A 12,874-nucleotide genomic window follows, 5' to 3' on the forward strand; every position below is an offset into this window, starting at 1 on the left:
GCTGGCGGTCAGTCCGCCACCACCGCCGCGGTGATCCGGTGCAGCGCGAAGGTGTGCAACATCTCGGTCCGTTCGTCCTCGGCCCGCAGGTAACCGGCCCCGATCGAGACCGGTTTGAGCAGGCGCGAGGCGGTCGCCCCGTGCGCGTCGACATAACCGACCCAGACCAGCGCCTTGTCCCGGACCGCCTGCTGGAGCACCGCCAGGGCCTCGCTGTGGGTGTGCGCGGGCACCGGACCGCCGCCCAGCCCCGCCGCGCCGCCGCGGACCACCGCCGGTGCCCGCCGGGCCGCCCGCGCCGCCGCGTCACCCCGCCGGATGTGCTCCACCACGCCGAGCAGCCGGGGCATCGGCAGCTTCGGGGCGGCCAGCGGGTCGAGCGACCGGGTGGTCACCGACATCCGGGCCGGGGCCCGCCGGATCCGCGGTCGGGCCAGCACCGTGCCGCCCGTACCGTCCTCCTGCACCGGGGCGTACCCGGCGTCGCGGAGCGCGCCCAGCAGCCGACCCACCTGGTACTGGGTGCACAGCACCGTCGGCGCGAGCCGCCGCAGTGCCAACGACTCCAGCCGCCGGTCGGCCAACACCTCGTTGATCAGCGTCTCGTCGTCGCTGCGCAGGTACGCCCCGGCCAGGCCGACCCGCAGCCCACCGTGCTTGCGGGCCACGTCGTCGATCAGATATGTGAGCCCCTGCGGCACGGGGGTACGCGACCGGCGCCGGAACACGTCGTGCAGGTCGTCGGCCGTGTAGCCGGAATCCAACGCACGCCGCACGCTCGCCGTGGTGACCCGGTGCACGCTGGCCCCACCGGCCGACTCGAACTCGGTCATCGCCTCCAACTCGACGGCGAGCGCCGGCTCGGGTGGCCCGGGCACCACCACGGTCAGGTCGGCCTGCACCAGGAAGTGGTCGACCGGGGCGGGCAGCAGGGCGTCCAGCGCGCGGGCGGCACTGGACGGGTCGCCGCTCTCGACGTCCGCGTGCACGCCCAGCGGGTCGTCACCCCGCTCGTCGGTCGACGTCAGCTCACCCAGCAGCAGCCGCCCGTACGAGGTGAGCGCCCCCAACCCCGTCACGCCCAGCTGCGCGGCCTCGGCCAGCACCTCCCGGTGGGCGGCGTCCCGACCTCGGCTGCGTCGCGGGGCCCGCCAGTCCAGCAGGTCCTGCACCTCCTCCGGGGTGGGCGCGGTCGCCGGCTCCAGGTCGGCGAGGACGCCGAGCACCGCCCGCCGGGTGGCCGGCACACCAGCCCGCTCGGCCTCGGCGGAGAGCGCGGTGATCGGCCGGTCCCGGTCGTCACGGCGGCCGACCAGCCCCACCTGCCGGGTCATGGTCAGCCAGGCTCGGGCCAGCTGCTCCCACCGCTGGGCCAGTGAGGCGGCCCGCCACACCTCGTACCCGCCGGTCGGCAGCACCTGCTGATCCACCCCGTACCGGCCGGTGGCCGCGCCGGGCATCTCCAGCTCACCGAGGAGCCCCGCCGCGTACGCGACCTCCAGCAGCAGCGCGGTGGTCGGTTCGTCCAGCCCGGCGGTACGCGCCAACCGGCGCAGATCCCGCACACCGATGCCGCCCGAACGCAGCACCGGCGCCGGCTCGTCGGCCAGCTGTTCCAGCAGCCCCTCGGTGTGCCGGACCACCTCCATGGTCTGCCCGGCCCCGGCCGAGTCGACCGCCTTCGGCTCGCGCGGCGCGGCGGCCACCGGCGGTGGGCTGGTGCGCAGCGGCCCGAGCGCGCCGCTGTCGCGGCGCAGCAGCAGGCCGACCTCGCGGGGCAGCTCCACCGTGCCGCTGGCCGTGGACGAGCCGGTCGTCACCGGGACCAGCAACCGGTTGTCGACGAGCCACCGCACCGGTGAGCCGGTCGGCGCGCCACCGTTGGTCGGGTCGGAAAGCACCGGGTCCTCCGCGCCGAGCGGCGGCGCCTGCAACGCCCCGGGCGGCACGCTGCCCACCGGCGGGCCGGCCGCCAACCGGTCCAGGATCGCCCGGGCCGACGGTGGGGCGGCCAGCACCGTGCGGCGCAGCTTCGCCGGGTCCGCGCAGAGCGCGGCCGTGCGCGGGTCCAGCTCCGCGGCCGGCCGGCCCAGCCCGGCGGGGTACGGGGCGACCTCGTCGACGGCGGGTACCACCTGGAGCGCGTGCTCCGGGCCGTACAGCAGGAAGAGCGCACGAAGTCGGCCCACGGCGGCCCGGACAGCCGTCGGAGCCGGCGGCTGCGGTCCGGCGGTCGCCATCGCGAGCACGCTGTCGGTGGCCGTGGTGCCATCGTCCGGATTCCGGGTGAGCCGGGCGGCGTCGAGGATCTGGAGGGTGAACTGGTCCAGCCCGTCCAGCGCTCGGGCCACGGAGACCCGGGACTGGGCCCGGATGGCCAGGGCGGAGACGTCGGCCGGCACGGGCACGACAAGGTCGGGCCGCAGCTGCAGGAGCGCGGCCAGTGACTCGTCGGGCAGCGACCGTAGGTGGTCGGCGAGTGAGGTGGTCATCGTCTTTCCACGCTAGCCCGGCACCGGGCTTTCGCGCCCCTCGGACGTCCGGCCGACCGGGAGTAGCCGGTACGTTTCTCGACATGCCCGCACTGACCGTCGGTTTCGACCTCGACATGACCCTGGTGGACTCCCGTCCCGGCATCGCCGCGGCGTATCGGGCGCTGACCGCGAAGACAGGTGTGCCGGTCGACGCCGAGTTGGCGGTGTCCCGGCTCGGCCCGCCGCTGCGTACCGAGATCGCGCACTGGTTCCCGCCGGAGCAGGTCGAGTCGGCGGTGCGGCTGTACCGCGAGCTGTACCCGGCGTACGCGGTCACCCCGACGCTCCTCTTGCCCGGCGCGCGGGAGGCCATCGACGCGATCCACGCGCGGGGTGGCCGGGTGCTGGTCGTCACGTCCAAGATCGGTCGGTTGGCCCGGTTGCACCTGGACCACCTCGGTCTGCCGGTCGACGAGCTGGCCGGCGACCTGTTCGCCGAGCAGAAGGCGACCGCCCTGCGGGAGCACGACGCGACCCACTACGTCGGTGATCATGTCGCGGACATGGTGGCGGCGGCAGCGGCCGGGGTGCCCGGCATCGGTGTCGCGACGGGCCCGTGCTCCCGCGATGAGCTGGTCGCGGCCGGGGCGGAAGTGGTGCTGGGCGGGCTCACCGAATTCCCAGCGGCGCTCGACGGGATGATCCAGCTAGCCTTGGAGCAGTAGCGGCTCAAGTGAAGCAGGGGTTTTCAGGTGCCTACGGGTCGAGTGAAGTGGTACGACACGGCCAAGGGATACGGCTTCGTCACGAGTGACGAGGGCGGCGACGTGTTCCTGCCCAAGGGGGCGCTGCCGGCGGGTGTCACCGACCTCAAGGGTGGCCAGCGGGTCGACTTCAGCGTGGTGGACAGCCGCCGGGGCGCGCAGGCCATGGGCGTCAAGCTGCTGGATGCGCCGCCGTCGATGGCGGAGTTGCGCCGTCGGCCCGCCGAGGAGCTGCACGGCCTGGTCGAAGACATGATCAAGGTGTTGGAGGCGAAGGTCCAGCCGGACCTGCGCCGGGGCCGGTACCCGGACAAGAAGACCGCGCAGAAGATCGCTCAGCTGGTCCACGCGGTGGCACGCGAGCTGGAGGTCTGAGGCACCAGGCCGGCGGTGGCGGCCCGGTCGAGCAGTGCCGCCACCGCGGCGAAACCGGCCTCGCCCAGGTCTGCGGTGAACTCGTTGACGTAGAGGCCGATGTGCCGGTCCACCACGTCGAGCTCCATCTCCTGGGCGTGCGCCAGCACGTACTCGCGGCTGGCCGCCGGATCCGCCCAGGCCTGCCGGACCGACTCGCGAACCCAGCCGGCCGCGGCCTCCGGGTCCACCGCGCCACGCTTCGCCAAGATCGCGCCGAGCGGGATGGGCAGGCCGGTGTCGGCCTCCCACCACTCGCCGAGGTCGACCAGGGCGCTCAGGCCGTGCCGGTGGTAGGTGAACCGGGCCTCGTGGATGACCAGCCCGGCGTCGTAGCGCCCAGCTGCCACGCCCGGCATGATCTCGTGGAACGGGACCACCTCGATCCGGGCCGGCGGTCGCCCGGCGGACCAGAGCCGAAACAGCAGGTACGCGGTGGTCCGGTCGCCCGGCACCGCCACCGTGGCGCCGGTCAGGTCGGTGCGGTCCGGCCCGCCGTCGCGGTCACCCCGGGTGAGCACCAGCGGCCCGCAGCCGCGACCGAGTGCGCCACCGCAGGGCAGCAGGTGGTAGTCGTCGAGCAACCAGGGCAGCGCCGCGAAGCTCACCTTCACCAGGTCGAACGCGCCTCGCTCGGCCGCCGTGTTGGTGACGTCCACGTCGGCGTACGTCACGTCGACCGGTGGCGCGCCGGGCACCCGCCCGTGCACCAGCGCGTCGAAGACGAACGTGTCGTTGGGGCAGGGCGAGATTGCCAGAGAGAGCGCCACACCCTGACGGTAACCCCGCCCTCCGCCTACCCGGTCGCCGCGGTCCCGCGCCTGTGACCTGCCGTGCACTCGACGCGCCGTCTGTGCGCCGCCACCGTCGGGTACCGAACGTCTCCAGGGGTGCGGCGTGTCTCTGTCGCTCCCTGTAGAACTGCCCCATTGGCGGGGCGTCGTTCCGGTGCCGCCGTGCGGGGCCGTGATGTCGGCGGCGGCGTGTCCGTGCGGCGGCAGTGGTCCGTGCGGCGGCAGTGGGTCCGTGCGGCGGCGGTAGCGGTCGTGCGGTGGTGCGGCCGTGGCTGGCGGGGCGTCGTTCCGATGCCGCCGTGCCGGGGCCGTGAAGTCGGCGGCGGTGGGTCCGTGCGGCGGCGGGGCGTCCGTCCGACGGCGATGCATCCGGGCGACGGTGGTAGCGGTCGTGCGGCGGTTGCAGCGTCGGTGCGGGCTGCCAGCGGTATGTCCGCTGTGATGGTCGAATTGATCTTTCCCCGACGCCCGTCCGCCTGCGCCCCACTCACGGGGCAGCTCGACAGGCATGGCCCAAGAGGTATGCACAGCCGTGGTGGCTTTATCCACAGGGTTGTCCACAGGCGGATCGGGCCCTGTTGACGACTGGAGACGAGCGGAAAACCATAGACCGGTGGCTGCCGAGAAAAATGCGATCGACCTGGGGGCAGCCCTGCGGAATCTTCGTCGACGCGCAGACCTGAGTCAGCGGGAGCTGGCCGAGCAGTCCGGGATCCCGAAGAGCACGGTGGCGCGGATCGAGGCGGGGCAGGGTGCCGGGCCGGCGTTCCGGACGGTGGAGCGGCTGGTCCGTGCGGCCGGCGGTGAGATCGTGCTCAGCCTGCCCGGCGATGCCTTGCGCACGGCCCGAAGGGAGTCACCGGACGCGCCGGACGACGAGCCACGGGACGAGGCCGGTCGCCGATACCCGGCCCACCTTGACGTACGGCCAGTCCGCACCCTCAAGGACTGGCCTGGGGCCTGGTGGGCGCACTCGTACACCCTGCCCCGCCGGTTGTGGCCGGTACGAGTCCCGGAGCTGACCTACGACCGGGATCGAGCGCGGCGCGACGAGCGACGCTTGCGGGACCGGGCACGCGCCGAGGTGCGGTTCCGGCGCGCCCCTGAGGGGCTGCCGAGCACATCGTGGCGTTTTGTCGCCGAGCTGCCCGGTGCCGGGCCGGTCGGTGAGTTGAGGGCCCATGAGCGGAGTTTCGACCTCCTCGTCGGGGAGGATTGGGGCGACCGGCGGGAGCTGGTGTTGGAGGGCGTCCTCGTTGCTCCCGGTCTGCGGACCCTGGGCATCGGGTGTCAGCTGGTCGGGCTGCTGGCCAGGGAGATGGCGGTGGCCGGCATGCGGACCACCCACGCGATCGCCGAGGCCGGGAACGTCGAGTTCCTGCTGGCCTGCGGGTTCGAGCTACAGGCGGGCCGGCCGTCGGCGCTCACGCTCGAAGTGCCCACTCCGCGGTCATAGTCAGCGCAGCGCCGGGGCCGCCGTGGTCAGCGCGGTAAGGGCTTCGCGCAGCCGCCAGGCGTCCCGGTCGCGCGGGCCGATCGGGTTGGAGATGGTGCGCAACTCGGCGAAGGGCACCCCGGCCTGTGCGGCGGCGACCGCCACGCCGTACCCCTCCATGGCCTCGGCGACCGCTTCCGGGTGCCTCCGCCGCAGCTCGTCGGTGCCGGCGGCGGTGCCCGTGACGGTGCTGACCGTGAGCACCGGGCCGATCGTGGCCGTCGGAAGAGCGGCCCGCAACACCGCCAGCAGGTCCTTGTCGGTCGGCACCACGCCGCCGGCACCGAGCAGGGCGGGCGGCATGCCCAACTCGTCGATGGGGATGAAGCCGTCCGGTGATTCGGCGCCCAGGTCGGCGGCGATGCTGGCGGTACCGAGCACGGTGTCGCCGACCGCGGCCCGCCCGGTGAAGCCGCCGGCCACGCCGGCGCTGACCACCGCACGGTACGGGTGGCCGGCGGCCTCGGCCAGCGCCAACAGCCGCGCGGTGGCGGCACCGGCGACGGCCGGGCCCACGCCGACCGGGGTGACGGTCACGGTGCGGTCGGTCAGACCGGCGCGGACCGCGTCCGCCTCGGCGGGAACCGCCGTCACCACCAGCAGACCGGTCACGAGAGTGGGCCGGGGGACTCGCGGCGGCTGTCGTCGTCGGCTCCGCCGCCCGGGCCGCCGACCGACGACGACGGGCGGTAGATGTGGTAGCCCGGCGGGGCCAGGCGCGGGTCGTCGTCCGGCGGGGCGCTGGTCTGGGCCGGTGCCGGCGAGGTCGGGGTGGGGTCCCCGGGCCCGTCCGCCGGCTCGTCCTCGGGCAGCTCGTCCTCGGTCAGTTCGTCGTCGCCGAGCGGCCGGCCGGCCAGTTTCTCGCCGCGCAGGCGGGCGGCGACCAGCACCCCCCGGATCGCGGCCAGCACCCCGACCCCGGCGGCGACGGCGATGCCCATCCGACCATCGAACGGCACCAGCCCGAGGCCGCCGCCGGCGACGAAGGCGAGCATCAGCACCGTCTCGGAGTGGGCGAAGGAACTGGCCCGTAGTCGTTCCGGGATGCGCTCCTGGATCGAGGCGTCCACGGCCAGCTTCGCGATCCCGCTGACCATGGCGGCGACCAGGCAGAGCAGCGCGACCATCAGCAGCGAGAACTGGATGACGGCGAGCACCGCCACCCCGGCCACGATGATCATGCTGCTGGACTGGATGGCGGTCGGCCAATGGATGCGCAGTCGGGTGCCGATCGCCGTGGCCAGGAAGGTGCCGACCGCGAGTGCGCCGCCGACCACACCCAACGCCCACTCGGCACCCAGATCCCGGCCGAACACCACGGTGGTCAGGTCGCCCTTCTTGATCGCGAAGGCGAGGAAGAGCAGCAGGAAGCCGTACAACGCGCGTGACGTCGCGGCACCGATCAGGGTGGCGATCACCAGTCGGCCGGACGGTCGACCCCGCCCCAGCGGTCGATCACCACGGCGGCGGCCCAGCGCGCGCAGCGCCCGGGGGACCCGCTCGGGTGGCTCCGAGTCGGCCTTCGGTGGCAGCCGCAGGGAGATCACCATGCCGACCAGGAAGATCACCGATGCGACGCGGAGCGGCCACTGCGGCCCGAACCAGAACGCGGCCAACCCGATCGGTGCCACCAGCGCACCCGCCACCGTGCCGTAGACGCTGGCCCGGGCACCCACCTGGGACAGGCCGAGGCCCTCCGGCAGCAGCCGGGGAACCGCCGCCGAGCGAGCCACGCCGTACGCCCGGGACAGCGCGAGCACCCCGAACGCGGCGGGGTAGAGCCCGAAGCCGTGGATGTAGTCGGAGATCAACCAGGCCAGGAAGGCGCGGCCGAGCATCGTCGCGGCCAGGGCGTACCGCCGGCCGTGCCGGAAATGGTCCAGCAGCGGGCCCACCACCGGGGCGAGCATCGCGAACGGCACCATCGTCACCAGCAGGTAGAGCGCGACCTTGCTGCGGGCCTCGCCGAGCGGCACGTTGAAGAAGATCGTGCCGGCCAGGCCGATGGCGATCAGGGTGTCACCGGCGCAGGAGAGCGCGTGCAGGTCGAACAGGCGAACCATGCCGACCTCGCCGCCGGCGCCCCGGGTGCGGGCCCGACCGGCCCGGCGGGTCACCCAGCGACCGCTGCCCAGCGAACCGCGCAACAGCAGACGAACGGCCCGAATGCCGGTGCCGACGGTCCGCCCGAGGACGGAGCGCCCGGAGCGGGAGTACGACGGCATGTGCACCATCCTCGCCCATTCGATCCGGGTACGCCGCACCACCGCTGGGAAAGGTTCCCCGGGAGTCCCTGTCACCCCTGCGGGGCGCATGGGGAACAATGGTGAGGTGACCAGGCCCGCCTCCACCCGTGCCGCCCGTCTCGACCAGGTCTGCGCCGCCGCCGTCGAGGTGGCCCGCGCTGGCATCACCGAGGTGGACGCCGACGACGTCGGCGACCACCTGCAGGTCGTCGCCGAAGGTGATCGGCTGGTCACCCACTACTTCGAATGCCGTCTCGCCGGCTACCGCGGCTGGCGCTGGGCGGTCACCGTCACCCGGGTGCCGCGCAGCAAGACGGTGACCATCTGCGAGACGGTGTTGCTGCCCGGCCCGGACGCGCTGCTCGCGCCCGGCTGGCTGCCCTGGCAGGAGCGGCTCAAGCCGGGTGATCTGGGTCCGGGCGACCTGCTGCCGACCTCGCCCGACGACGACCGGCTGGTCCCCGGTTACCTGCTCTCCGACGACCCGGCGGTCGAGGAGACGGCGTGGGAGTTGGGCCTCGGGCGCGCGCGGGTGCTCTCCCGGGAGGGCCGCATCGACACCGCGCAACGCTGGTACGACGGCGAACACGGCCCCGCCGCGGCCATCTCGGCCGCCGCCCCGGCCGCCGCCCGCTGCGGGACCTGCGGCTTCTACCTGCCGCTGGCCGGTGCGATGCGGCAGGCATTCGGGGCGTGCGGCAACTTCTACGCCCCCGACGACGGCCGGGTGGTGAGCGCCGACCACGGTTGCGGCGCCCACTCCGAGACGTTGATCGAGGCGGCCGAGACCGCGGTCGAGGAACTGCCCACCGTGTACGACGACAGCGCGGTGGAGTCCATGTCGGTCAGCCGGGCCCCGGGCTCGGTGGAGGCGGCTGAGCCGGCGGAGCCGTACGGGCACTCCTGATCGTCCGCGCGGCCCCCGACGGGGTCACCTCGCGCGGCGGCGGCGTCGGTTGGCGTCGTGTCGCATCATCACGGCGAGACCCGGAAAGCCCCACAGGAAACCGGCGAGGCAGGTCCAGAGCCAGTTCTGGTGACCGTGGTCGGTCAACCAACCCCGAAAGAAGATCAGCAGGACCAGCCCGGCCACCGCCCACGCGATCAATCCGGCGACGGCGAACGGCACCATCGGCGGATCGAGTGGTGCGGGCCGCGGTGGCTGCTCGTTCGGCATTCGGCAAGCGTACGGGATCTGCTTCCCCTGCCCACCGGTGATCTGCGACGATGCGCGCGACAATCGGAAGATCACCTGCGAGGACCCGATGGCAGTAGCGCCGCCCGACAACGGCACACCTCCCAACCCCGCCCACCCGCGTAACGGCTTCGACCGGTTCTTTGAGATCTCCGCCCGTGGCTCGACGGTGAGCCGTGAGGTACGCGGTGGCCTGGCGACCTTCTTCACGATGGCGTACATCGTGGTGCTCAACCCGCTGATCCTGGGCGGCGCCGTCGACGGTGACGGCAAGACCCTCCCGATCCCCGCGCTGGCTGCCGGGACCGCGCTGGTGGCCGGCCTGATGACCATCCTGATGGGTGTGGTCGGCCGGTTCCCGCTGGCGCTCGCCGCCGGTCTGGGCGTCAACGCCCTGGTGGCGTACGAGATCGCACCCGAGATGACCTGGGCCGACGCGATGGGCCTGGTGGTGATCGAGGGTCTGATCATCGCGGTGTTGGTGCTGACCGGTCTGCGGACCGCCGTGTTCCGCTCGGTGCCGACGCAGATGAAGACCGCGATCGGCGTCGGCATCGGTCTGTTCCTGACCATCATCGGCCTGGTGGACGCCGGTTTCGTCAGGCGCATCCCGGACGCCGCCAACACCACCGTCCCGGTGGGCCTGGGCATCGGCGGCAAACTGGTGAGCTGGCCGATGCTGGTCTTCGTGGTGGGCCTGCTGATCACGCTGGTGCTGGTGGTCCGGCGGGTGAAGGGCGCGATCCTGATCGGCATCCTCGCCTCGACGGTGCTCGCGGTGATCGTGGAGGCGATCGGCAACATCGGTCCGTCGTTCGTCGACGGGAAGCCCAACCCGAAGGGTTGGTCGCTGAACGTGCCGGAGCTGCCCAAGACGGTGGTCGACCTGCCGGACCTGTCGCTGCTCGGCAAGTTCAACGTGCTCGACTCGTGGGGGCGGGCCGGCTGGCTGGTCGTGCTGATGTTCATCTTCACCCTGTTGATCACCGACTTCTTCGACACCATGGGCACGATGGTCGCGGTCGGCCAGGAGGGCGGCCTGCTCGACGAGCAGGGCACCCCGCCGAGGGCCAAGGAGATCCTGCTTGTCGACTCGATCGCCGCGGCGGCCGGTGGTGCGGCCAGCACCTCCAGCAACACGTCGTACATCGAGAGCGCCGCCGGTGTCGCGGAGGGTGCCCGAACCGGTGTGGCCAACCTGGTCACCGGCGTGCTCTTCCTCCTCGCGATGTTCCTGGCGCCGCTGGTCGTGATCGTGCCGTTCGAGGCGGCGTCGACGGCCCTGGTGGTTGTCGGTTTCCTGATGATGACCGCGGTGCGGACGATCGACTGGTCCGACTACGAGATCGCCATTCCGGCGTTCCTCACGATCGTGCTGATGCCGTTCACCTACTCGATCTCGAACGGGATCGGCGCGGGTCTGATCACCTTCGTGGTCGTCAAGCTGGCTCGGGGCAAGGCCCGCGAGATCCATCCGTTGCTGTACGGGGTGGCCGCGCTGTTCGTGCTGTACTTCCTGCGTGGGCCGATCGAGTCCCTGGTGCTCTGAGGCGGGTCCGGGCGGGGAGTCGATCGGGATTCCCCGCCCGTACCATCTGAATCCCCCCGGTGAGCCTGGTCATAACGGATGTCGTTAGCCATGCTCATTAGTTAAGCTAACTACTGTGACGGAGCGGACGGTGACGGCGGAACGCGTGCCACCGGCGCAGCTGGCTCCCCAGCTGCGTGATGCGATCACCCGACTCAACCGGCGGGTCCGCCAGGCCCGACCGGTCGGCGACCTCACGGTCACCCAGGTCTCCGCGCTCACCAGCCTGCGGCTGGCCGGCGCGATGACGCCTCGGGAACTGGCCGACGTGGAGCGGGTGCAGCCGCCGACGATGACCAAGATCGTCGGGAAGTTGGAGGAGCGCGGCCTTGTGCTGCGGACCCCCCATCCGACCGACGGGCGGCAGGTCATCCTCGCGGCGACCGAAGGAGGGCAGGCCGTGCTCGACCAGTTCGAGCGGGCCCGCGACGAGTGGCTGGCCCACCGGCTGGCCGCGCTCGACGAGGACGAACGGGAGACCCTGCAGAGGGCCGCCCAGATTCTTCAGCAGCTCGCCCGCGCCTGAGCCGCGCCCGCGCCACCGGGTCCGTGCCGTCACCTGTCGATGACGCGTACGTCCGGAGGAGGCGCACCAAGAGTGCAGGCGAAGCTGAGCACGATGTTCCAGTCCCTACAGGTCCGCAACTACCGCCTTTTCGCATCCGGGCAGCTGATCAAGCTGATCGGCGTCTGGATGATGTTCATCGCCCAGGACTGGCTCGTCCTCGAGCTCTCCCACAACTCGGCCACCGCGCTCGGCGTGGTCACCGCCTGTCAGTTCACTCCGGTGCTCCTGCTCACCCTGCTCTCCGGCCGGCTCGCCGACCGGTACGACAAGCGGGTCCTGCTGTTCGCCGCCAACACCTTCTGGAGCGTGCTGGCGCTCGGCATGTCCGTGCTGGTCCTCACCGACCTGGTGCAGCTCTGGCACGTCTTCGCCTTCGCCGCGCTGCTCGGCACGGCCAACGCCGTCGAGACGCCGGTCCGGCAGGCGTTCGTCTCCGAACTCGTCGGCACGCCACTGCTGCCCAACGCGCTGTCGCTGAACGCCGCCGTGTTCAACTCCGCCCGGATCGTCGGCCCCGCCGTCGCCGGCCTGGCCATCGCCGCGTTCGACGTCGGTCCGGTCTTCCTCTTCACCGCCCTCAGTTCGGTCGCGCCCCTGGTCAACGTGGTCCGGATGCGGACGGCCGAGCTGCACCGCGACGCCCTGCTGCCGCGCGACGAGCGGGCGTCCGCACGGGTCGTCGACGGGTTGCGGTACGTGTGGCGCCGCCCCGATCTGCTGTTGCCCATGGCGGTCATGTCGGTGATCGGTATGTCGCTGTTCAACTTCCAGCTCACCCTGGCCGCGTTGGCGAAGACGGTCTTCAACACCGGTGCGGCCTCGTTCGGCCTGTTCAGCACGGCACTGGCCGTGGGCGCGCTGGGCGGCGCCCTGAGCGGCACCGGTCGGCGGAGCCGCCCGTCGGTGTGGCTGGTGCTCGGTGCGGCGATCGGCTGCGCCAGCTTCGGCACCCTGGTCGGCCTCTCCACGGCGTACTGGCTGGTCGTGGTGTTGCTGGTGCCGACCGGCTTCTTCATGGTCTTCTTCGCCCAGGCCGCCAACCAACGGGTCCAGCTGGGAGTGGATGCGGCCTTCCGGGGTCGGGTGATGGCGCTGTGGGTGCTGGTGTTCCTGGGCACCAACCCGGTCGGTGCGCCGCTGATCGGTTGGGTCGCGGAGCACTTCGGCGCCGGCGCCAGCATCTGGATGGGTGGGCTCATCTCGCTCGCCGCCGCGCTGATCGCCCTGACCTGGCAGCTGCGTCGTTCCGGTGCCCGGCTGCGCTTCCGGGTGCTGCCGATGCCCCGCTTCTACGTCACCTCGACCGACTGCTGAGGTTTACGGCGGAACCGGGTCC

Annotated in this window: 12 protein-coding genes; 7 read left to right on the forward strand and 5 right to left on the reverse strand. The window is 72.4% G+C overall.

What is annotated here, in order from left to right; all coding sequences use genetic code 11:
* Window positions 1-8: 8 nt before the first annotated feature.
* Window positions 9-2,492 carry a helicase-associated domain-containing protein gene (locus AB0J33_RS03105; protein ID WP_363609240.1) on the reverse strand — a complete coding sequence of 828 codons (2,484 nt, stop codon included), beginning with the start codon at window positions 2,490-2,492 and terminating at the stop codon, window positions 9-11.
* Between the two features lie 83 nt (window positions 2,493-2,575).
* Here AB0J33_RS03105 and AB0J33_RS03110 point away from each other — a divergent pair, with 83 nt between their 5' ends.
* The gene (locus tag AB0J33_RS03110; RefSeq protein ID WP_363609242.1) at window positions 2,576-3,199 is read left to right on the forward strand and encodes an HAD hydrolase-like protein; all 624 of its coding nucleotides are present in this window, start codon (window positions 2,576-2,578) and stop codon (window positions 3,197-3,199) included.
* Window positions 3,200-3,226: 27 nt separating this feature from the next.
* Window positions 3,227-3,613, forward strand: coding sequence for a cold shock domain-containing protein (locus tag AB0J33_RS03115; RefSeq protein WP_088986676.1), 387 nt, complete (start codon window positions 3,227-3,229; stop codon window positions 3,611-3,613).
* Here AB0J33_RS03115 and AB0J33_RS03120 read toward each other — a convergent pair.
* Window positions 3,574-4,422: a 1,4-dihydroxy-6-naphthoate synthase gene (locus AB0J33_RS03120; protein WP_363609245.1), complete on the reverse strand. Its 849-nt coding sequence runs from the start codon at window positions 4,420-4,422 to the stop codon at window positions 3,574-3,576. The two genes, AB0J33_RS03115 and AB0J33_RS03120, sit on opposite strands and share 40 nt — an antisense overlap.
* 637 nt (window positions 4,423-5,059) lie before the next feature.
* On the opposite strand from AB0J33_RS03120, the gene AB0J33_RS03125 reads away from it, so the two are divergent.
* The gene (locus tag AB0J33_RS03125) at window positions 5,060-5,902 is read left to right on the forward strand and encodes a helix-turn-helix transcriptional regulator (RefSeq protein WP_363609247.1); all 843 of its coding nucleotides are present in this window, start codon (window positions 5,060-5,062) and stop codon (window positions 5,900-5,902) included.
* Here AB0J33_RS03125 and AB0J33_RS03130 read toward each other — a convergent pair whose 3' ends face one another.
* Both AB0J33_RS03130 and AB0J33_RS03135 read right to left on the reverse strand, forming a co-directional pair.
* Entirely contained in the window at window positions 5,903-6,553 is a 651-nt protein-coding gene (locus AB0J33_RS03130) for a futalosine hydrolase (protein ID WP_363609249.1), read from the reverse strand.
* A complete protein-coding gene (locus AB0J33_RS03135) occupies window positions 6,550-8,166 on the reverse strand; it encodes an MFS transporter (RefSeq protein ID WP_363609251.1) in 1,617 nt (538 codons plus the stop codon). Before AB0J33_RS03135 ends, AB0J33_RS03130 begins: the two co-directional genes overlap by 4 nt.
* On the opposite strand from AB0J33_RS03135, the gene AB0J33_RS03140 reads away from it, so the two are divergent.
* On the forward strand, window positions 8,165-9,094 hold the full coding sequence (locus tag AB0J33_RS03140; RefSeq protein WP_363609253.1) for a DUF3027 domain-containing protein: 930 nt from the start codon (window positions 8,165-8,167) through the stop codon (window positions 9,092-9,094). The genes AB0J33_RS03135 and AB0J33_RS03140 overlap by 2 nt on opposite strands.
* A 24-nt stretch (window positions 9,095-9,118) precedes the next feature.
* On the opposite strand, the gene AB0J33_RS03145 is transcribed toward AB0J33_RS03140, so the two are convergent.
* Window positions 9,119-9,364, reverse strand: a complete 246-nt coding sequence (locus AB0J33_RS03145; RefSeq protein ID WP_363609255.1) for a DUF2530 domain-containing protein — start codon at window positions 9,362-9,364, stop codon at window positions 9,119-9,121.
* Window positions 9,365-9,452: 88 nt separating this feature from the next.
* On the opposite strand from AB0J33_RS03145, the gene AB0J33_RS03150 reads away from it, so the two are divergent.
* The 3 genes from AB0J33_RS03150 (at window position 9,453) to AB0J33_RS03160 (ending at window position 12,852) form a co-directional block, all read left to right on the forward strand.
* The gene (locus tag AB0J33_RS03150) at window positions 9,453-10,931 is read left to right on the forward strand and encodes an NCS2 family permease (protein WP_363609257.1); all 1,479 of its coding nucleotides are present in this window, start codon (window positions 9,453-9,455) and stop codon (window positions 10,929-10,931) included.
* Window positions 10,932-11,046: 115 nt separating this feature from the next.
* Window positions 11,047-11,496 carry a MarR family transcriptional regulator gene (locus AB0J33_RS03155; RefSeq protein ID WP_363609259.1) on the forward strand — a complete coding sequence of 150 codons (450 nt, stop codon included), beginning with the start codon at window positions 11,047-11,049 and terminating at the stop codon, window positions 11,494-11,496.
* A 72-nt stretch (window positions 11,497-11,568) separates the two neighbouring features.
* The gene (locus AB0J33_RS03160) at window positions 11,569-12,852 is read left to right on the forward strand and encodes an MFS transporter (RefSeq protein WP_363609261.1); all 1,284 of its coding nucleotides are present in this window, start codon (window positions 11,569-11,571) and stop codon (window positions 12,850-12,852) included.
* Window positions 12,853-12,874: the final 22 nt, after the last annotated feature.

The organism is Micromonospora sp. NPDC049645, from assembly GCF_040675155.1.
In the GTDB taxonomy this organism is placed as follows: Bacteria; Actinomycetota; Actinomycetes; order Mycobacteriales; family Micromonosporaceae; genus Micromonospora.